Here is an 18,876-nt window from a genome sequence, read left to right as displayed (position 1 = left end):
AAGAGATCCCGCTAACAAGTAGCGGGATGACGAGGTTCACTGCCATTAAGTTAAGGAAAGAATGGTTAAAAACTGAACTAAAAAGTCAGAAATAATTAAGGATTTATGACAAATGCTGAAACAGAATAGAGTAAACTTTAAAGCAGATAAACTCTGAAGTGTAAATTACTTAAGAAACAGTTTGTTTAGAAGTCATTTTACAGGAGCTATGGCAATAAGCTACCCAGTTATTATCAGAAGATATGAATACTACCTCTAGTCAAAATATGTGTTTTCTAACCCTTTTTTGGTAATTGAACGAACGAAGATAAGGTACCTTATGACGATCAACTTTCCTTCCCTTTCTTACCGCCAAAGTGTTCATCAAAAATAGCTTTGATAATTGATCCATAATGCAGTCAGTATCTGATTCCGTAGCAAAAATGTCGAAAGCCAAGTTTTTGATCGCGTTAAATGAGACAGATTTGTTAATGCTCCTCTTAAGCTTATCATCGGTTAAGTCCATATTCAACGCTTCTTCTACATCTTCTGTCATAACACTTTCTAGGTTGCTAATAATGATAGCTGACCAAAAATCCTGTTTAACAGACTCAACACTTTTTCCTGTAAAATTTTCTAGACTTAGTCTTCCTTTGAGTTTTGCAAAAAATGTCTCAACTCCCCAGCGTAAAAAATATAACTCCTTAAATCCTCCAGTTTGAAACTTTTGTTCATCCATTAATGATGTAGCTAACACTTCAATTTCACCAGATGGCAGTACCACTTTGAAGCGTTATTCCACTATTTTCTTGTTTTATCTTACGCTGAGCACATATGGTAACCTCAACACTAGATGGGCTTTTTTCTTCAAACATAGCATTCACTTCATTAAAAGATGATCTGGGACATCGAATGACATAAGCAATTTTTCTTTTTGTAAGGCTAGAAAGAAATTTATAAGATAAATATACAAATCAGTAAGTCATTAGTATTTACAACTTTAAGCATTTCATCTGCTAAGTTAATTTCATGAGTGTTACCTCTATCTAACACTGACCTTATGGCAACATTATTTAGCACATCTTAACAAACCGCAAAGGTTGCACTTGCATAATCACCTAAATCTTTTGGTTTTTGGTTACGTATTTTTCTTGAGCCAAATTCATTTTTTATTTCAACGCTTGTTGGTAAAATGATTTTGGAGGCATCAAGAGCTAACACTCTAAAGCCAAAACAAGTTTTAAATTTTTGGTCTTGGTAGTACAAGGAAACCACACCTTCGTTAATTTCTGAAAATGCACTGTGTTTCATTTTTTTTCTTGCTTGACTAAAAGCACTAGCAGTAACGGTATAGTCTTTTTTCCTATATAAAATAAATTCGTTTAGTATTACTTGCAGCGACTTTACACTTTTTCTTAAAATTAAGATAAATATGTCAATAAAAGATAACTTCCTCTTTCTCATAAAATCTTTTGAAGATGATTTATGGGATTCTATAAATTCTAGACTTGCCAATTCATTTTGAATAAATTTTATTACTGCCTTTTTTACTCATACTACCTTTAAACTTATTGGTATACATCATTATCCCATAAAATCTATCTTTTTTCCTTAACTTAATGGCAGTGAGACGAGGTTATCGTCATGCCGCCACGAACCGTCATACCGCGATTCATTCGCGGTATCTCTTAGCCGCTAACAAGTAGCTGGATGACGATTGTCAGGGTGTAATCCCAGTGTCCCTATGATGTCATCCCAGTGCCCAGACACTGGGATGGCTTTGTTGCATAGCAACTGAAAAAATCTGGTGGCTACTGACAAAATTCATTATAAAATAGCCATTTAACCTTGAAAGAAAAAATATGCCACAAAAAATGAGGGTCAGTAACCATAGCGAATATAACAAATTTCTAGAAAAAAGAGGAAATATTTTTCATTATATCAACGAAGCCATAGAAAAGTGGTACGAGAATGGTCCAAAAATACCAGGTGGCAACAATATTTATAGCGATAAAGTTGTAATTTTGGTGCACATAATAACTTGTTTATTTAGAATAGGCCTGAGGCAAACAGTTGGGTTTATAGCAGGATACCTTGAGCAAATTGGGAAAAATTTGCAAGTTATCAGCTATTCACAATCATCAAGAAGGTTTAAGAAACTCAATATTAAGATCAATGATTGCAGAAAATAATATGGAAGATATCGAAATTGCTATAGACAGTACAGGAATTAGTATATACAACAACACTCCTGGTCATAGCAAAGAAAATAGCGAAGATAGAAAGTATCGCAGCTATGAACAGACAAGAAAATTGCATGTAATGTTGAATACAAACAGCAAAAAAGCCATAGCTGTAAAATACAGTAACGGCTGATCACTATGGAGCTTGTGATTTGCTAAAAGAAGTCGATTTTCAGTATGTCATAAAAGTACTATATGCAGATAGGGCATATGACAGAGAAAAGCTCTATAAGCTGTGTAATCAATATGGTATAAAAACGAAAATTCCTCCGAAAAACAACGCAGCAGAGCATCCAAAGTTAGACTATATGGCTGAGAGAAATGCTGCAATTAGACTAATAAAATCATGCAGCGAAGATGGAATGAAGAGGTGGAAAAGGCAAACAAACTACGGAAAAAGATCTTATATAGAAAGTTTTTTCTCGCGACTGAAACAAACATTCGGGTTTAGTTTTAGGAATAAATCTGAGACAAATAGAGAGAAGGAACTACTTGTTAAATGCTATTTGCTCAATAAGTTCACTGATATTGGTATGGCTAAATTTGAGATAGCTTCATAAATTTATTGTGCGTTACCTACTATCCGAAGAGCGATGCAACAAAGCCATCCCAGTGTCAAGCACTGGGATGACAAAAAAAGGAGCACTGGAATGGCACCATTTGTTATGTTTAACAAAGTTCGTACTTAGCTTCATGTTAGCCATAAATATTTAAGAAATTTACCAAATGGAAAAAAAGGCAAAAGAAGCCCCATGGTTAACTAGTTCTGACACTGGTTTCCATCCAAGACGGCAGTAGCCCCTTCGGTGTCATTCCAGTGTCAAGCACTGGAATGACAAAGGAGAGCAGTGTCAGCTACTTGGATGACACCTTTTTTCTACTTAGTGTGGGTTATACAAGAAGTCTATTGTATGGCTATTGCTGGTCGTATATTATAGCATTTCTCATAATAGTCCGAACAGGTCATAGGAAGGCAGAATCAACAGCACGACGAAAGGATTCGAATAGAGGAATGTTTTTCCTGGCTCTGTTTTTTATAGCAAACCAATGATGCTCAATTTTGTTGAAATCTGGAGAATAAGGCGGCAGATACAAAATTTCTGCACCAACCCCTTTAGCAAGCTCGATAATCTTATCAGACTTATGAAAAGTAGCATTGTCAAGAATGACAGTCTGTCCAGGTTCCAAGATCGGTGTCAAAAATTGCTCAAACCATCCATTAAAAACATCCATATTACAGTGGCCTTCAAAGGTTAACGGAACAACTATCTTTCTTCCACTTAAGGCTGCAACCATACTGATTCGTTGAGTTTTCTTTCCAGATTTTAAGGCATAAAACCGCTGTCCTTTCTGGCAATATCCGTAGGGGTAGTCTTCGGTGTTATCAATGCCAGACTCATCTATATACACTAAGTTTTTAGGTTCTTTTGTCGCTATAATTTTCAAAAATTCAGCACGTTTTTCTTCGTTTCTTTCCTTGTATCCATATGTCTTTTTTTGCGCGTAAATCCAATTTTTTTAAGGGCTCGATAGATCGTTTGGATACTAACGTTGTTCCAAAGTTTAGCCATTTCCGATAGAGTCTTTCCTCCGTGTTCTCTGGCAAATTTGGCAAAGGTATCCCAGTCGGTAATTTTGTGATTGTAACCCCCATTTCCAAGTTTTTTTGATTGAAAGTCTCCTGTTTCTTTTCTTCTTTGCTGCCACTCCCATAAAGTAGTTCGTCCAATCTTAAATCTTGCTGCCACTGTTTCTCTGCTTTCTCCTTCGTCTAGCGCTTCCATTGCTTTTTTTCTTAAATCATAACTATATGCTGCTGGCATTCAACCTCCTTATCATCATCTACCCTTATCCTATCACATCCGGACTTTTATGGAAAGAGCTATACTTATAGCTTATCTATTCAAATTGCAACTTTGTTTTTCATAATTAATTATTGACAGAAATTATTAATTGGGTTATTATTAAATTATCGTTAACAAGTGAGGCAAAGAAATGATGATATCCAATAATTCTTCATTGCTAAAAGATAGTCAGGAGCTTACTAAAACTAAGCAGACTATATGGAAACCTTTAATTGCTGTTTCATTATTATCTATATTTAGTTTCATATCTGGTCAATATCTTCCTTATGTTATTATAGCAGTTTCTGGTTCTGGTCCTATTGCAGCAGTTCCTTTAGCAATTTTTGCTGTTTCTACGGTTGTTGCACTTATTTCAGTGACATATCTTGTTAAACTGGCTATTTCTAGAGATGATAATAAGAAAGAAGTAGGTCTTAATGGACAGAAATTCGGCCATACTCCATCTCAAGAACCACAAAAATTTGTGTGTAAAAATTGTACTAATCTGGAGAATAAATCAAATGTACCTACTCCTCAATCACCTCCAGTAACATTGGGTACACAACCAAATCCAAGTGTCAGTGTACCACCGCCACCACCTCCTCCATTGCCACAAGATGCTGCACTACCACCTCCGCCTCCGCATTTTTTTACAGCTTCCAAGCGTACGGAGCAACCTAAGAATGATGCACCGAAGAAGGCTGGTAAACCTGAGAATAATAATCATTCTACTCTGTTTGAACAGATAAGAGGAGGTACTACGTTAAAAAGAGTGAGCAGCAACAAGAGTGGGCAGCAACAAAATTTTACAAATGAATTGAAAGCAAAATTAGAAAGTAGTGGGGGCACTGACAAAAAAGAAACACCAGAAGAGTTTGCTGCAAGAATAGATAGGGAGCAAGCAGAGAGAAAGAAGTCGGATGATAATGATTCAGATTGGACAAAGAGACTTAAGGAGAGAGCAGCAGTCATGCAACTCTCAGATAGTGAAAGTGAGCATTCTGATTCTATTAGCGATTCAGATTGGACTACAGATGAAAGCAAAGACACACAGAAAGAGATAGAGCAGGAAAAAGAGGAGCAGACAAAACACACAAATTCCCCATCAAGCAAGGAAGAAGGAAGCGGGGGTCTTGACAGTGGTATAGGATCTAGAGCCACATCTCCGATACATCCTGAACAAGAAACAGAGGAGTCACCGGTACCGCCAAGTTCGTGTGTTGATTCACCACAAGTAAATAATGTTGACTCAGTGGATAATGAGGTGCAAGATTCACCTCCTCTTTCTGTTGAGGATCGCATAGCACAGTTTGGTGGAAAAGCGTTGCGATGCCAAAAGGAAAATGTTGTACAAGGACTATGATAACTATGAAATGGTCAGCCATGCACTTCCCTTCCTTTTCAAAATAAGTTTACCTACAGGTCTGATTGTATTAAGATTACTTAATACAATCAGATCTATTATATGCGCTTATCCAAATATTACCTGCCAACTCTAAAGGAAAAGCCTGCCCATGCTAAAATTATCTCCCATCAATATTCTTTGCGTGCAGGTTTAATAAAGCAGATAGCATCTGGCATCTATACGTGGTTACCACTTGGTCTCTTAGTGCTTAAGAATATTGAAGATATTATCAGAGATGAAATGAACAAATCCGGTGCTATTGAAGCATTAATGCCTTGTGTGCAACCAGCAAGTCTTTGGCGAGAATCAGGGCGTTACGATGATTACGGTAAGGAAATGCTACGCATAAAGGATAGGCATGAGGAAGATATGCTTTTTGGTCCAACGCATGAGGAGATAGCAACTGATTTAATTAGAGATGTGGTAAAAAGTTACAAAGATTTGCCACTTTGTTTATACCAAATTCAATGGAAATTCCGTGATGAGGTAAGACCACGTTATGGTGTTATGAGGGGCAGGGAATTTTTGATGAAGGATGCATACAGTTTTGATGTAGATTACGAAGGTGCACTGAATTCATATAATTTGATGTACAAAACTTACATAAAAATCTTCAAACGCATGGGATTTACTCCAATTGGAGTTCGAGCTGATACGGGGCCAATTGGAGGAAATTTGAGCCACGAGTTTCATATATTGGCAAACACTGGTGAGAGCACTTTATATTATGACAATAAATTTTCTGAACTACTAGAGAGTGAAGATATTGAAAGTTTAAAGAGTATATACGCAGTTGCAGATGATATGCATGATCCTGAGACTTGCCCTATATCACAAGAGCAGTTAAATGTTAGTAAAGGTATTGAAATAGGGCATATTTTTTATTTTGGCGACAAATATTCAAAGCCTATGAAGGCAAGTGTTACTTCTCAAGATGGAAAAAATGTCAATATACATATGGGTTCGTATGGCATTGGGGTTTCAAGGCTTGTTGGTGCAATAATAGAAGCTTTTCATGATGATAAAGGAATTATCTGGCCAGAATCGGTGGCTCCTTTCAGAATTGGTTTAATCAATTTACAAACGAAAGTAACGGAGGCTGCAGATAAAATATACAAAGCTTTGAAAAGCGATGAAGTGCTTTACGATGATACGGAAGGGAGTGTAGGAGTAAAATTTTCTAGAATGGATCTGATAGGCTTGCCGTGGCAAATAATTGTCGGAAAGAAAGCAGTAAGTGAAAATATAGTTGAAGTAAAAAATAGAGCAACTGGAGAGGTAAAGGAAATGCAGATTGAGGAAGCAATAAATCACTTTAGCGCAAAATGATACACGGTATCGGCACTGACATAGTATATATACCAAGAATATTGAGAATATTACAAAAATACGGGGAAAAATTTCTCAATAGAATCTACACTGAAAAGGAAATAGAGCTAAGTAGAAAGTATAATAGTCAAGAAATGCGAGCAAGGTATTTTGCTAAACGCTTTGCAGCAAAAGAAGCTTTTGTTAAAGCACGAGGTAGTGGTCAGGGTATTACAATGAAAGATATAGAAATATACAATGATGTAAGAGGCAAGCCATATCTTACCGTTAGCAAGGATTTTATCTCCAAAATTCATCTTTCTTTAAGTGACGATGGAGATTACGCTACTGCATTTGTTGTAATTTGCGTCTAGCAGATATTTTCAATTTATGCAGTTGACTTTGTGCTATCTATATAGCTAAACTGACTTACGACAATTTGAAAAACCGTCATTCCGCTACTAGTTAGCGGAATCTATGCTGAGATACCGCGGCGGTATGACGGTTCGCGGTGGCATGACGATAAGCTCGTCATCCCGCTACTAGTTAGCGGATGAGATACCGCGAATGAATCGCGGTATGACGGTTCGTGGTGGTATGACGTAGATTGCTGTCATTCCAGTGCTTGGCACTGGAATCCAGCCTTTATTATGCAGCCACTTAGTTGAAATTAAGTTTTCTGGATCCAAGTAGTCAGGGCACTGGGATGACATCTTTGTTGTGTTTAACAAAAACAAATGTTCGTACAGTTGTGGAATGAATCGCAGTATAGCTATAGCATACACAAACGACTAGTTTGCCAAAAAAACATAGCGGTTTTTCTATGATTTTAGTATAATTCTAGCTTTACCTAAACAAAAAGATGAATTATTTAATGGACTGTGTTTTAACGTCTCTTTCCTTACCATTTTCAATTACTGAGAATTATTTATTAATTACTGCGTTGATTCCACTTTTAAGTGCGTTAGTTATTTTTTTTACTGGTAAATGGCCCGGAGTGAACAATAGTATTACTGTCACTTCTTCTGTACTTCTGTTTACGTATACGTGTCTGTGCACTTTATATTGGGTATATGGTGATCATTCTCAATTTATTCTCATGGATTTTGGTAATAATTTGCACATTAGTTTAAAGCTAGAGTCTACCGGAGTAATATTCAGTTTATTAATATCGTTTTTATGGGTGCTGACCAGTATATATGCAATATGTTATATGCAGAATAACTATGCTGATAGCAATCACTCAAGTTTTCTATGCTTTTTTTCAATATCGATTAGCTGTGCAATGTTTATTGCTTTTTCTGGAGATTTGCTCACTACATTTGTCTTTTATGAGCTTCTAACTATTAGTACATACCCTCTGGTTACTTACAACTCAACAAATGAATCAATGATTGCAGGACGCTATTACTTTGGCGTGCTATTTTTCTCTTCTTTGGTATTATTTTTTCCTGCAATAGGCCTTTTATATAATGAATTTCATACTTTAGACTTTGTAAGTGGTGGAATATTCAAATTTGATACTTCACTCATCACTTTTATTGCAGTGTGTTTTGCTATGCTAATTTACGGAATAGGAAAAGCTGCATTAATGCCAATGCATTTTTGGTTACCAAAAGCAATGGTTGCACCAACTCCTGTGAGTGCACTACTGCATGCTGTTGCTGTTGTGAAATCCGGAGTTTTCATCATCATAAAAGTTATATTATACACTTTTGGCGTCGATAACATGCAACGTTTTGTGCAGCAAAATTGGTTTGCTGGAGGGTGGCTTCCGTACGCTGCTGGATTTACTATTATTACTGCATCATTGATTGCACTAAAGCAAAAAGAATTAAAGAAATTGCTTGCTTACTCTACCATCTCTCAATTGTCATATATTATATTGTTCGCTTCAATTTTTAGTGAGCTCAGCATGAGGGTTGCAATTTTTCAATTAGTTTGCCACGCATTTGCAAAAATCACTTTGTTTTTCGTTGCCGGAGCAATAATAACGAGAGCAGGTGAGAAATATATAGATAAGATTTACGGTATAGGACGCAGTATGCCAATTAGCATGACAGCATTTGCTATAGGTGCGTTGTCTATGATAGGGGTGCCGCCTGCTCCAACTTTTTGGGGTAAATTTCTCATTTTTCAAGCTGTTTTCAACTCTGGCAATGTAATACTTTCTGTGTTTGTAACTCTAGTGTTAATTGTTAGTACTATACTCAACGCTCTGTACTTTTTACCGATAATTTACAACGCCTTTTTCTTAAAACCTTCTCAGAATTACTTTATTAAAAAAACACCAATTCTTCTAGTTTTACCTCCAGTTATTACTGCTATGTGCACTTTGGTTATTTTTTTTAGCTACCAAGTAATATTTTAAAATCTGTATTTATAACCATTAACAATAAATTTAAATGGTATTATACCAGCCAGAGTTGCTTTTATATTCGACAAAGTGAAGCTAATCTCAACAGCCTGATTTTTCACCTCCTTATTTTGCTCGGTTGCAAAAACTACAGTAGCATTTCCAGCAAATGTAACTAAGTCCTTGGTCGATCGATCAATAGATAATGTTATTACATTTATGTTGGCAATTTTTCTTTTGGATGAAACAGCTTCATTGTTTGTTTTTTCCTGAAAGCCTTGATAGATTTTATGTATAGAATTGTTTCTTATAAAATTTTCTTGGTACTTCGGTTCAACGGTCTTAATGGACTCATATATTTCGATGTATTTACTTATTAAGTACCTCGCTGTGGAAGTGTATTCATCTTCCTTTTTACTGAAACTAAGCTTATGCATTGCGGAGAACTCATCTTCTGTGTGGTTCATATACTTCACAAAATTTAAATCTTTTTTAATAGGAAATAACAGGTATATGTTTAATGTTAATAAACATAAGCATACTAGGAGAAGCGATACTATTAATGCCATCCAAGATCTTTCTGCTACACAAAACAGATACCTATGGCAGTACCATTCGACTGCTTTACTGAAATAACTTTTGTTTTTTACTGATTCAAGTAATTTATCTTCCATAACACAATACTACCAGACCTAATCGGATCATTATAATAACAATAAGCTTAGATACTCTAAAAAAAACTTTAAAATATGTCTAAATTTTCCCAAATAGGATGAATGATTATATCACCTTGTTCTGCAATGAGGTAGAATTTATCGATTTTGCTCACATCTATATTTATCATTTTTACACTGAAATTTTCAGGATCATAAGTATTACTTTCTGCACTTTTGTGATAATTATAATAATGCAATTTATTTTGATCATCAAAATAACCAAATTCATCAGCAAAGGCTCCCACTTTTCTACCTTTACCACTTTTGACTAGCTCAAATAGATCAATTGCATGGTTTTGGGATCCAGGCTCAATAGGCCCTTCTGCAGCAAAAAATTTAGGTGCATGACCAACGTATTCCTTAAATTTTAGATTATGAGTCTTTTTTACACTACCAAAATTCACAAATTTATATTCATCTGAAATACCAGAATATTGTGGATCATACTTTTTATATTCAAAAAACTCGTTACCTAAAAAATTACAAAACGTTAATTTATAATCATCATGATCAGATTTAACGACTTTAAGGTAATGAAAATCTCTAGGAATCTTTACTTCCTCTTCTGTAATATGATTACGTACAACAAGCTCGCCATTTAGCATATGATAGCCAATTTTTGGCAAAGTGGCTATATTGATTGCCTTGTTTAGCTTAAAATTTGCTTCATAAATGCCACTTAACAACTCCTTTCCTTTTTCTAGGGTTATGTCTTGATCTGAAGCTATATTCTTAATTAAGCTTAATTTTTTCTGCATGTTCAATATGGCTTTCGTCAAAACTTCTATTGATTGCCATACAGTTAATTTATTATCAGTCAAATTATATACTTCGAGTATTAAATTAACAGAATTTTATCATGAATTTATGTTAAAAGTATTATACTTTGTAAACTTATGTCATGATATTAACTACATTAGCTAAAACATGCTTTTTATCTAAGTGGAGTTGCTTTGCGGCAACGAAAAGTTCATCTATTTTTTTCCACTGACTTAGCAGAATTTCAACATCATTTACCTCTCTCTTTATGCTTTCTAAAATGAAGGCCTGAATTATATATGATGCTAGTTCTAGTTCGATTTCGCTATTAATTACTTTATTAATCATATTGGGATTCTTTAAATCATGAAGAAATTTATAAAAGCATTTGTATGCTTCATAAGCATCACTACTTATTGCATTTATTATCATTCCTGGCATTCCAGGAAATAAAGTAATCATTTCGTCAAACGTTTGATCATCAAATTTACATTGAGATGAAGCAACTTGCTTTGTTTCATCATAAGTTAATGGAAGTAAATTTAGCTGAAAGCACCTACACAAGATAGTGGTTTGTATATCATATGGCTTATGGCTAATTATAAATATCTTAGAATTTTTTGGCGGCTCTTCTAATATTTTCAATATTGCGTTTTTAGCGTTATTAGTCATTGCCTCTAAGCTATCTATTATAGCTATTTTGTGTTCTGATTGAATGGGACTTAAGTGTAGAAAGTTTTTCATTTCTCTGACTTTTTCTATTCCGATAGTATCACCTTCAACAATGTGTAAGTCCAATGCTACTTCATTATAGCTTTTTATGAGTAACCAATTGGAGAAGGATTTTGCAAGCGTTGCTTTTCCTATACCTTTTTTACCACAGATCAGCCAAGACTGAACAGATAAGTTGTTCATTAATTTTTTTTTGGCCTGGTTGTGACCTATTACTCTTTTCATTTTTTCTCCTATAGATCTTAGTTTGAAAATGCGTTGTTTACTGTTTGTAATGAAATTGCACCTTCCCTTAAAACCTTAATCTTATCTTCGGTTAAGTCAATAATAGTAGATTCTGTACCAGAAACTAGTTCATCATCTTCAATCACTACAGATAAATGTTGCTTAATGGATTGTGGTATATCGTCTGCCTTACATACACTTTTTTCTCCTGAAATATTTATACTAGTTGCAACTATTGGAACTTTCAGTTTATTTAATATTGAAATTGCAATAGGATGCTTAGGGATTCTGATGCCTATACTATCTTTAAAGAATTCGTTTGGCAATATATTGTTGTTTTTAAGTGGTAAAATATAGGTAATTGGTCCAGGAGAAAAGTGGTTTATTAAATCAATATATCTTTCCTTTACCTTTGCTATTTTTGTCAAATTGTAAATATCACTAACAAATATAGACAGTGGTTTATTTTGAGAGCGTTTCTTTATCTGATATATTTTTCCTATAGATTCATTATCTAGTGCATTACAAGCAAGAGCATACACTGTTTCTGTTGGAAAACACACTAACAAGTTGTTCTGTATTGCATTTATTATTTTAGATACCATATAGCTCAAAACTTATTTATAACAACTAGATCAGTTTTGTTGCATTGTATCTTATATAGTAACTGCTAGTTTGTATCCGTTCAGGATAGCGGCAAGACCATAGAGTAAAAGTGAGTTTACAACAAATGGTGTCATCCCAGTGCTTGACACTGGGATGGCTTTGTTGCATAGCAACTGAAAAAATCTGGTGGCTACTGACAAAATTCATTATAAAATAGCCATTTAACCTTGAAAGAAAAAATATGCCACAAAAAATGAGGGTCAGTAACCATAGCGAATATAACAAATTTCTAGAAAAAAGAGGAAATATTTTTCATTATATCAACGAAGCCATAGAAAAGTGGTACGAGAATGGTCCAAAAATACCAGGTGGCAACAATATTTATAGCGATAAAGTTGTAATTTTGGTGCACATAATAACTTGTTTATTTAGAATAGGCCTGAGGCAAACAGTTGGGTTTATAGCAGGATACCTTGAGCAAATTGGGAAAAATTTGCAAGTTATCAGCTATTCACAATCATCAAGAAGGTTTAAGAAACTCAATATTAAGATCAATGATTGCAGAAAATAATATGGAAGATATCGAAATTGCTATAGACAGTACAGGAATTAGTATATACAACAACACTCCTGGTCATAGCAAAGAAAATAGCGAAGATAGAAAGTATCGCAGCTATGAACAGACAAGAAAATTGCATGTAATGTTGAATACAAACAGCAAAAAAGCCATAGCTGTAAAATACAGTAACGGCTGATCACTATGGAGCTTGTGATTTGCTAAAAGAAGTCGATTTTCAGTATGTCATAAAAGTACTATATGCAGATAGGGCATATGACAGAGAAAAGCTCTATAAGCTGTGTAATCAATATGGTATAAAAACGAAAATTCCTCCGAAAAACAACGCAGCAGAGCATCCAAAGTTAGACTATATGGCTGAGAGAAATGCTGCAATTAGACTAATAAAATCATGCAGCGAAGATGGAATGAAGAGGTGGAAAAGGCAAACAAACTACGGAAAAAGATCTTATATAGAAAGTTTTTTCTCGCGACTGAAACAAACATTCGGGTTTAGTTTTAGGAATAAATCTGAGACAAATAGAGAGAAGGAACTACTTGTTAAATGCTATTTGCTCAATAAGTTCACTGATATTGGTATGGCTAAATTTGAGATAGCTTCATAAATTTATTGTGCGTTACCTACTATCTGACGGTTCTGAAAATTTTATGTCTTCTCCTGGGTCTAAAAGCTGCATTGTTCCTGGCTCTAAACCTGATAGTGCCACTCCTTGCTCATTACTTTCACTTTCTCCCATGATATTTGCTTCTGGATCGAGTCTCGTAATAAATCCAGCAAACATTGCTGCAGTTTTCTTTCTCACCAGCTCTGCATCATCATATTGATCAAGCTCATAAAGCTTCAGCAGTATATTAGAAAGCCAAGGCTCCCCTCTGATTTGCCCAGGTCTTAATGGTCTATAAATATGTAAAACATCATTTGCTGGCACTCTCACTGATTCTCCAAACATACTTTCACCAGGGTGTTCTTTAAATAGGTAGTATGCTTCTCTTTGCCCAAGCCTGTTAAACTCAATCCCGTTTCTTATTACATTACCATTTCCTAAAGTTTGATTTGTTTTATTATCTAAATGTTCAGACTCAAGTACTTGTAGTTGTAATGGTACAGAAAATCTATCTTCCAGCTTTCTCGTTCTTAAACGTACAAAACATTCTCCTCCCTCTATCATACTTCTGCACACTAGAGCTTGTAATCCATAAAAATCACTTACTCCGTTACTGTCTGCTTCATCTGTCCATTTTAGCCATAATTCTTGCACCTTCTTTCGAAATTCTCCATCTCTTGCTTTTGATTGTGGTTTTATTCCTGTTCCAATAGAGTTACTTACTATCGTATCAATTATATTTGCAGCGTAAGGATTTTTTCTCACCATATCACGTGATCTACTACGTAAAGTTTCAAGGCTTTGAGACAGCAAATTGTTTATACTTCCTAACTCTGGTTGAAAGTGAAAAAATCTTCTTCCTGATCCTGCTGCATCCCAGGCTGAGCTTTTGATTTTTGGCTTACTAAATAGTTGTTTGAATGATTTGAGTAGCATTACTTCTCTTTATCTGAAACTTTAGATAACTCAGCTTCTAATTCCTCTATCGTTGGTAAAGCTGTCTTTATATTCTCTGGTAGACTTTCAGTTATTCGATATTCTGCTAGTCCTATTGGTTTTGTCATATCTTTTAGAGTGTATTTTGCTAGTACATCATTTTTAGATTTACATAAAATCAACCCTACAGATGGTTGATCTGTCTCGTGTTTTAGCAAGTCATCTACTGCTGAAAGGTAGAAATTCATTTTACCGGCGTATTCTGGTTTAAACTTATTATCTTTCAATTCAATTACTATAAAACAACGTAATTTTAGATGGTAGAATAATAGATCGACAAAGAAGTCTTCATCACCAACATCTAAATGAAATTGTCTACCTACAAATGCAAAGCCTTCACCAAGTTCTAACAAAAACTTCTCCATATGTCCTACAAGACCTTTTTCTACTTCTCTTTCATGAGCATCCTTTCCTATACTTAAAAAATCAAAAATATATGGATCTTTTAACGTGTAATGCGCTAGATCTGATTGAGGTGAAGGTAACTTCTCTTTAAAATTAGTGATAGCCTTTCCTTGACGTTTATGTAACCCAAGTTCAATCTGCATTACCATGATGTTTCTTGACCAGCCATGTTCTATAGCTTCTTTTATGTAGAATAGCCTCGCTTCTTTGTCCCGAACTAAGTCCATCAGAAATACATTATGTCCCCATGGCAATTGGGCAACAAGTTGTTGCACAAATTCAATATCTTGATATTCCCCTGCAAACTGCCTCATATATTTTAGATTTCTTGTGCTAAAACCTTTCATTTCTGGAAACTCAGCCTTTAAGTCTCTACTTAACTGCTCAATTACTTTGGATCCCCAACCTTGGCTCTTTTGTTTTTCTAGAATCTGTGTTCCAATATAATGATAAAGTAGTAGTAGCTCTTTATTTACTGTTCTTGCTGCTTTATAACGACTAATAGCAATCTGTTCTTTCAGCTGCTCTAAAAATTCTGTATATTCTTTTGCTATAATTTTTGTCATACGGTTCCTTTCAACGATTTTCATCATTATATGATCCCCTTACTCGTTGAAAAAACAATTTTCCTCTTTGGCCTCATGCCTGCAACTTTTAACCCCGCTTTTATTCGTTGCCTGAGCTCCAATAAATCCTTTATTTGAACTTCCCCGTACCGCACAACATGGTCACCATATGCAATTGATACTACTCGCTCTCCGCTTTGCAGTTTTTTTATCGCTTCTTCGACTTGACTTAAATATTCCTGATTGTACATTTTACTTCTCATTCAACCATTTACTTTGTCTCACTTTTTTAGGCTTTTTACTTTCCATTTTTCCACTCAAACTATTCCACTTACTCTCTGGCCATCTGTCTATTCCCAGTGCTATCGATGCTGCTCTTGCATAAATCCTACAGTCTAATACTTCATTTCTTTCTCTTACCTTTTGCCACTCCTGTTTGGTGTATCCTTTTACTACCTTGCTGACTAATTGCTCTGCCGTTAACTGCTTAAAATATTCAGGCGCATACTCGGGAAAATGACAGTATCCTGCTGGAGCTTCTTCACCGTCCTTTAAAACATTAAGTAATTGAAAAAGTTCTGACTTTAAAATCGATACTCCCACTGGCCAGAGCTTTATTCCTCTTTTTAGCTTTTGACCACCAACTGTTATATCTACTCTACTTGGGCTGCTAAGTGGTACTAGAGCTTTATTTACACCTTTCACTGCCATTACTCTTCCAGAGCCTTGATGACCTCTTACCCAATTGTATACTTCTTGTGTCGCATACCCAGCATCAACCGCCATCATGCTTATCATATATTCAAGCCCATTTTCACCAATAAAATGATGATTTAAAAGCTCAGAGAGTTTTCCCCATACTTCCCTACCTACTGCATCTCCTTCAAATACTCGGTAGTCTATTGACCAACTTTCTCTGCCTTTTCCCCAGGCTACAACTTCTACTTCTAAACGATCTTTTTGGACATCTACTCCTGCAGTAAGCACCACTTCTCTCCTAGGTACTGTGCCTACGGGAAAAAATTCTCTCCTGTTAAATAATTGCTTCCAATCTGGTACTTCTCCTTTGTCTACCCAGGTTTCTCCAAGCGTAGTATTTATCCATACTTTTAGTAATTGTTCACTTTCTTTTGCATGAAGAAAATCTTCTACTGCTTGAGTCCAGCTATACCAGCCTACTGGACTATAAAGACTTGAAAGATGAAATCCTTTTTTCTCACCTTTTACTCTATTAGTAGGCCTCCATTCTCCACGCTCAAGCATCTCTGTCTTTTGATGATTTTCTATTTTGCCGCTACATTCAGTGCAGACATAATGTGCTGTTTTCGAATCGTTATTTTCCCATTTTATTTGTGACCATTTTAGAACTTGATAGTAATTACAATGCGGACATGGTACAAAAAAATATCTCTTATCTGTTGCTTCAAATTCTTTCTCAATTCTGCTTATTCCATGAATCGTTGGTGTTGATACTAAAAAAATCTTTCGTCGTGCAAATGTATTAGTTCGAGCAATACTGAGCAGCACTGGATCTCCTTCACCACCTGAATCTCCTGGATAGGCATCTATTTCATCAAGAAAGAGATATTTTACTGGCATGGACCTGAGACCTACACTGCTATTTGCTCCGGTTATTACTACTATTCCACCTGGAAATTCCTTGCTTTGTACAGTATTCCCTGAATCTCTTGATCTTGGGTCTTTTACTTTACTTTTTAAACATGGTGTACTTTCAATCAGTGGCGCAAATCTTCCTTTTGACCAACGTTTTCCCATTTCAACTGTTGGCTGTACTACTAGCATTGGCCCTGGTGTTTGATCGATGATATAGCCTATCCAATTGTTACCAGCTTCTGTTCCCCCAATCTGCGCTCCTTTCATGAATACTACTTTTTCTGCAGGTGAAGAAGGAGAAAGTGAATCCATTATTTCTTTTAAATAAGGAGTTCTTTCTGTTCTCCATTTCCCTGGCTCTGATGCTGCAGTTGGCGCTAAAACTCGATACTCATTTGCCCACTCTGATACTTTAAGCTCTGGATCTGGTTTTAAACCTTCAGAAAAAGATGTGGCGTATATCATTGTCTGCATCTACTCATAATTGGTTCTATCTGAATATCATTAACAGTAGAACTACACTCCTCCATAAACATCTTTTTCTGAAATTCCTTTTCTATATATCTTTTGCTCATCTCACTTAGCATTATTGCTATAACAAGCGCAAATACCCCTGTTATTGTTGCAAAAATGATCGCACTGCTTATTGTTGTTGCTGTTAAACCTATATATGCTGCCATTACTACTGCGCTAACTGTAATACAGATGCAGATAATATTATTATGTTTTTTCATCCTTTTATCTGCTATTTCTCTCTGTGCTATATATTTATTATGAAGGGTTGGAAAATTAACAACGGTATCTCTGCAGAGCAATGACCCATTTTTTTCAGTAAATAAAACTTTAAGTAACTCCAAATTATTTGATTTGATTGCTAAGTGCAAAACAGGTGTATAATTTGCTCCTTTTTTCAGTAGTAATTTTACTACATGTAAATGTCCTTTTTCTGCAGCAAGGTAAATCGGTGATAGACCTTTATTATTTACAATATCAATATCGATTTCTTCCTTTAAAATAGATTCTACAATCTCAATTTCTCCTCTTTGTGCAGCTAAATGGAGTAGACTATTCTTTTCAGAACCATACTTATTGTTCATCAAAGTCTTCTTTATCTCAGGTTTAGCATAATCAAATGGTGTCTTGCCGCTATCGTCTTTTACCAGAGGGTCTATATCTTCTCGCGTTAGTAAAACTTCTATTGTTTTAAGTCTTTCAGCGTAATGTAGTGGTGTTTTATTTTCATAGTCTTGCAAATTGACTTGAGCATTAGGCTCCTTTATTAAGCATTTGAGGATATCAAGACATAAGTCTCTTTCATCGTAATTAGTATTACTTACAGCTATATGAACAGGTGATAATTTCATCGAGTTTTGTCCTACACGTGCGCTATTTACATCTGCTCCTAGCTCCAGTAATAACTTTACTATCTCCAATTTTTTGTTGTTAACTGCATAGTGCATCGGTGTCTGATTTCGTGCATCAAAAACCTCGATTTCAGCTTTTCCTTCTCTTATCAAAATCTTTACAACTTCTGCATGTCCTATTCCTGCTGCTAGATGTAATGGAGTATGATGCAGAGCATTTCGTACATTAACGTCAACACCTTTTCCTATCAAATATCTAACTGCATTAACTTCACCTATCATTGCAGCTAAATGAAGTAAGTTATCTTGTTCTGATCCGTATTTGTTATTAATTAGCGCTTGTAATATTTCTGCTTTTTTACCTTCTTTGGCATAATCTAAGGAGGTTTTGCCTTCATTGTCCTCAACAAAAGGATTAATGTTCTTCTTCGTGAGTAATAAATCCACCATGCTTAACTCGTCAAACTCTATAGCGCAATGTAGTGGTGTCTTTCCATTTAATCCTCTAACATTAACATCTAATCCAGGTTGATTGATGAGACACTTTATTAACTCTAAACTTAAGTTATCAGTCAT

General features: G+C 35.3%; 20 protein-coding genes and 2 pseudogenes. 10 read left to right on the top strand and 12 right to left on the bottom strand.

Annotated elements, in window-relative coordinates; translation table 11 throughout:
* Nucleotides 1-259 precede the first annotated feature (259 nt).
* Nucleotides 260-1,515, bottom strand: a pseudogene (locus AAGD87_RS02500) (IS4 family transposase).
* A gap of 326 nt (nucleotides 1,516-1,841) precedes the next feature.
* Here AAGD87_RS02500 and AAGD87_RS02495 point away from each other — a divergent pair.
* Genes AAGD87_RS02495 through AAGD87_RS02485 form a run of 3 tightly spaced genes read left to right on the top strand, consistent with a single transcriptional unit; the run spans nucleotide 1,842 to nucleotide 2,782 of the window.
* Nucleotides 1,842-2,171, top strand: coding sequence for a transposase (locus tag AAGD87_RS02495; RefSeq protein WP_007548762.1), 330 nt, complete (start codon nucleotides 1,842-1,844; stop codon nucleotides 2,169-2,171).
* Complete coding sequence (locus AAGD87_RS02490) at nucleotides 2,155-2,355, top strand: hypothetical protein (RefSeq protein WP_010082383.1); 201 nt, start codon at nucleotides 2,155-2,157, stop codon at nucleotides 2,353-2,355. Before AAGD87_RS02495 ends, AAGD87_RS02490 begins: the two co-directional genes overlap by 17 nt.
* Nucleotides 2,356-2,374: 19 nt before the next feature.
* The gene (locus tag AAGD87_RS02485) at nucleotides 2,375-2,782 is read left to right on the top strand and encodes a transposase (protein ID WP_264339099.1); all 408 of its coding nucleotides are present in this window, start codon (nucleotides 2,375-2,377) and stop codon (nucleotides 2,780-2,782) included.
* A 403-nt stretch (nucleotides 2,783-3,185) separates the two neighbouring features.
* Here the strand turns inward: AAGD87_RS02485 and AAGD87_RS02480 are convergent.
* Nucleotides 3,186-4,045, bottom strand: a protein-coding gene (locus AAGD87_RS02480; protein WP_264705388.1) for an IS630 family transposase whose coding sequence is annotated in 2 segments (ribosomal slippage) — nucleotides 3,186-3,721 and nucleotides 3,721-4,045 — 861 coding nt in all. Because the reading frame shifts where the segments join, the coding sequence is not laid out codon by codon here.
* Nucleotides 4,046-4,217: 172 nt separating this feature from the next.
* On the opposite strand from AAGD87_RS02480, the gene AAGD87_RS02475 reads away from it, so the two are divergent.
* The 3 genes from AAGD87_RS02475 (at nucleotide 4,218) to AAGD87_RS02465 (ending at nucleotide 7,153) form a co-directional block, all read left to right on the top strand.
* Complete coding sequence (locus AAGD87_RS02475; RefSeq protein WP_341817716.1) at nucleotides 4,218-5,429, top strand: hypothetical protein; 1,212 nt, start codon at nucleotides 4,218-4,220, stop codon at nucleotides 5,427-5,429.
* A gap of 102 nt (nucleotides 5,430-5,531) precedes the next feature.
* Nucleotides 5,532-6,800, top strand: coding sequence for a proline--tRNA ligase (gene proS / locus AAGD87_RS02470; RefSeq protein WP_155969413.1), 1,269 nt, complete (start codon nucleotides 5,532-5,534; stop codon nucleotides 6,798-6,800).
* Nucleotides 6,797-7,153, top strand: coding sequence for a holo-[acyl-carrier-protein] synthase (locus AAGD87_RS02465; RefSeq protein ID WP_151807997.1), 357 nt, complete (start codon nucleotides 6,797-6,799; stop codon nucleotides 7,151-7,153). The genes proS and AAGD87_RS02465 overlap by 4 nt, the downstream gene beginning before the upstream one ends.
* Before the next feature lie 168 nt (nucleotides 7,154-7,321).
* Here the strand turns inward: AAGD87_RS02465 and AAGD87_RS02460 are convergent, their stop codons facing one another.
* Nucleotides 7,322-7,510: a WPE palindromic element domain-containing protein gene (locus AAGD87_RS02460; protein WP_155969415.1), complete on the bottom strand. Its 189-nt coding sequence runs from the start codon at nucleotides 7,508-7,510 to the stop codon at nucleotides 7,322-7,324.
* Between the two features lie 143 nt (nucleotides 7,511-7,653).
* On the opposite strand from AAGD87_RS02460, the gene AAGD87_RS02455 reads away from it, so the two are divergent.
* Entirely contained in the window at nucleotides 7,654-9,150 is a 1,497-nt protein-coding gene (locus tag AAGD87_RS02455; RefSeq protein ID WP_264339601.1) for a proton-conducting transporter membrane subunit, read from the top strand.
* Here AAGD87_RS02455 and AAGD87_RS02450 read toward each other — a convergent pair.
* From AAGD87_RS02450 to AAGD87_RS02435, 4 genes are all read right to left on the bottom strand, one after another.
* A complete protein-coding gene (locus AAGD87_RS02450; protein WP_182309567.1) occupies nucleotides 9,147-9,809 on the bottom strand; it encodes a conjugal transfer protein TraJ in 663 nt (220 codons plus the stop codon). The genes AAGD87_RS02455 and AAGD87_RS02450 overlap by 4 nt on opposite strands.
* A gap of 68 nt (nucleotides 9,810-9,877) precedes the next feature.
* The gene (locus AAGD87_RS02445) at nucleotides 9,878-10,672 is read right to left on the bottom strand and encodes a hypothetical protein (RefSeq protein WP_338481699.1); all 795 of its coding nucleotides are present in this window, start codon (nucleotides 10,670-10,672) and stop codon (nucleotides 9,878-9,880) included.
* Nucleotides 10,673-10,745: 73 nt separating this feature from the next.
* Nucleotides 10,746-11,567, bottom strand: coding sequence for an AAA family ATPase (locus tag AAGD87_RS02440; protein WP_182309569.1), 822 nt, complete (start codon nucleotides 11,565-11,567; stop codon nucleotides 10,746-10,748).
* A 17-nt stretch (nucleotides 11,568-11,584) separates the two neighbouring features.
* On the bottom strand, nucleotides 11,585-12,172 hold the full coding sequence (locus AAGD87_RS02435) for an L-threonylcarbamoyladenylate synthase (RefSeq protein ID WP_182309570.1): 588 nt from the start codon (nucleotides 12,170-12,172) through the stop codon (nucleotides 11,585-11,587).
* Between the two features lie 242 nt (nucleotides 12,173-12,414).
* On the opposite strand from AAGD87_RS02435, the gene AAGD87_RS02430 reads away from it, so the two are divergent.
* Genes AAGD87_RS02430 through AAGD87_RS02420 form a run of 3 tightly spaced genes read left to right on the top strand, consistent with a single transcriptional unit; the run spans nucleotide 12,415 to nucleotide 13,355 of the window.
* The gene (locus AAGD87_RS02430) at nucleotides 12,415-12,744 is read left to right on the top strand and encodes a transposase (RefSeq protein WP_007548762.1); all 330 of its coding nucleotides are present in this window, start codon (nucleotides 12,415-12,417) and stop codon (nucleotides 12,742-12,744) included.
* The gene (locus AAGD87_RS02425) at nucleotides 12,728-12,928 is read left to right on the top strand and encodes a hypothetical protein (RefSeq protein WP_010082383.1); all 201 of its coding nucleotides are present in this window, start codon (nucleotides 12,728-12,730) and stop codon (nucleotides 12,926-12,928) included. Before AAGD87_RS02430 ends, AAGD87_RS02425 begins: the two co-directional genes overlap by 17 nt.
* A gap of 19 nt (nucleotides 12,929-12,947) precedes the next feature.
* A complete protein-coding gene (locus AAGD87_RS02420; protein WP_264339099.1) occupies nucleotides 12,948-13,355 on the top strand; it encodes a transposase in 408 nt (135 codons plus the stop codon).
* Nucleotides 13,356-13,376: 21 nt separating this feature from the next.
* On the opposite strand, the pseudogene AAGD87_RS02415 reads toward AAGD87_RS02420, so the two are convergent.
* The 5 genes and pseudogenes from AAGD87_RS02415 to AAGD87_RS02395 form a co-directional block, all read right to left on the bottom strand.
* Nucleotides 13,377-14,291 (bottom strand): annotated as a pseudogene (locus AAGD87_RS02415) (phage portal protein); the annotation flags it as partial.
* Nucleotides 14,291-15,322: a YhcG family protein gene (locus AAGD87_RS02410; protein WP_012482036.1), complete on the bottom strand. Its 1,032-nt coding sequence runs from the start codon at nucleotides 15,320-15,322 to the stop codon at nucleotides 14,291-14,293. The gene AAGD87_RS02410 and the pseudogene AAGD87_RS02415, both read right to left, overlap by 1 nt.
* Nucleotides 15,323-15,348: 26 nt before the next feature.
* Nucleotides 15,349-15,573: a gpW family protein gene (locus AAGD87_RS02405; protein ID WP_264688549.1), complete on the bottom strand. Its 225-nt coding sequence runs from the start codon at nucleotides 15,571-15,573 to the stop codon at nucleotides 15,349-15,351.
* Nucleotide 15,574: 1 nt separating this feature from the next.
* Nucleotides 15,575-17,401: a phage terminase large subunit family protein gene (locus tag AAGD87_RS02400; protein ID WP_341817715.1), complete on the bottom strand. Its 1,827-nt coding sequence runs from the start codon at nucleotides 17,399-17,401 to the stop codon at nucleotides 15,575-15,577.
* Entirely contained in the window at nucleotides 17,398-18,876 is a 1,479-nt protein-coding gene (locus AAGD87_RS02395; protein ID WP_341817714.1) for an ankyrin repeat domain-containing protein, read from the bottom strand. Before AAGD87_RS02395 ends, AAGD87_RS02400 begins: the two co-directional genes overlap by 4 nt.

It is taken from the genome of Wolbachia endosymbiont (group A) of Pherbina coryleti (genome assembly GCF_964026875.1).
Taxonomy (GTDB): domain Bacteria; phylum Pseudomonadota; class Alphaproteobacteria; order Rickettsiales; family Anaplasmataceae; genus Wolbachia; species Wolbachia pipientis.
The sequence above is the reverse complement of the archived record's forward strand: the minus strand, read 5'-3'. Positions and strand labels throughout refer to the sequence as shown.

What these genes read in the sequence shown, in the direction of transcription:
- AAGD87_RS02495 (WP_007548762.1), top strand. Translation starts at nt 1,842, where the DNA reads ATGCCACAAAAAATGAGGGTCAGTAACCATAGCGAATATAACAAATTT.
- AAGD87_RS02490 (WP_010082383.1), top strand. Translation starts at nt 2,155, where the DNA reads ATGATTGCAGAAAATAATATGGAAGATATCGAAATTGCTATAGACAGT.
- AAGD87_RS02475 (WP_341817716.1), top strand. Translation starts at nt 4,218, where the DNA reads ATGATGATATCCAATAATTCTTCATTGCTAAAAGATAGTCAGGAGCTT.
- proS (WP_155969413.1), top strand. Translation starts at nt 5,532, where the DNA reads ATGCGCTTATCCAAATATTACCTGCCAACTCTAAAGGAAAAGCCTGCC.
- AAGD87_RS02465 (WP_151807997.1), top strand. Translation starts at nt 6,797, where the DNA reads ATGATACACGGTATCGGCACTGACATAGTATATATACCAAGAATATTG.
- AAGD87_RS02455 (WP_264339601.1), top strand. Translation starts at nt 7,654, where the DNA reads ATGGACTGTGTTTTAACGTCTCTTTCCTTACCATTTTCAATTACTGAG.
- AAGD87_RS02450 (WP_182309567.1), bottom strand. Translation starts at nt 9,809, where the DNA reads ATGGAAGATAAATTACTTGAATCAGTAAAAAACAAAAGTTATTTCAGT.
- AAGD87_RS02440 (WP_182309569.1), bottom strand. Translation starts at nt 11,567, where the DNA reads ATGAAAAGAGTAATAGGTCACAACCAGGCCAAAAAAAAATTAATGAAC.
- AAGD87_RS02435 (WP_182309570.1), bottom strand. Translation starts at nt 12,172, where the DNA reads ATGGTATCTAAAATAATAAATGCAATACAGAACAACTTGTTAGTGTGT.
- AAGD87_RS02430 (WP_007548762.1), top strand. Translation starts at nt 12,415, where the DNA reads ATGCCACAAAAAATGAGGGTCAGTAACCATAGCGAATATAACAAATTT.
- AAGD87_RS02425 (WP_010082383.1), top strand. Translation starts at nt 12,728, where the DNA reads ATGATTGCAGAAAATAATATGGAAGATATCGAAATTGCTATAGACAGT.
- AAGD87_RS02410 (WP_012482036.1), bottom strand. Translation starts at nt 15,322, where the DNA reads ATGACAAAAATTATAGCAAAAGAATATACAGAATTTTTAGAGCAGCTG.
- AAGD87_RS02405 (WP_264688549.1), bottom strand. Translation starts at nt 15,573, where the DNA reads ATGTACAATCAGGAATATTTAAGTCAAGTCGAAGAAGCGATAAAAAAA.
- AAGD87_RS02400 (WP_341817715.1), bottom strand. Translation starts at nt 17,401, where the DNA reads ATGATATACGCCACATCTTTTTCTGAAGGTTTAAAACCAGATCCAGAG.
- AAGD87_RS02395 (WP_341817714.1), bottom strand. Translation starts at nt 18,876, where the DNA reads ATGACTGATAACTTAAGTTTAGAGTTAATAAAGTGTCTCATCAATCAA.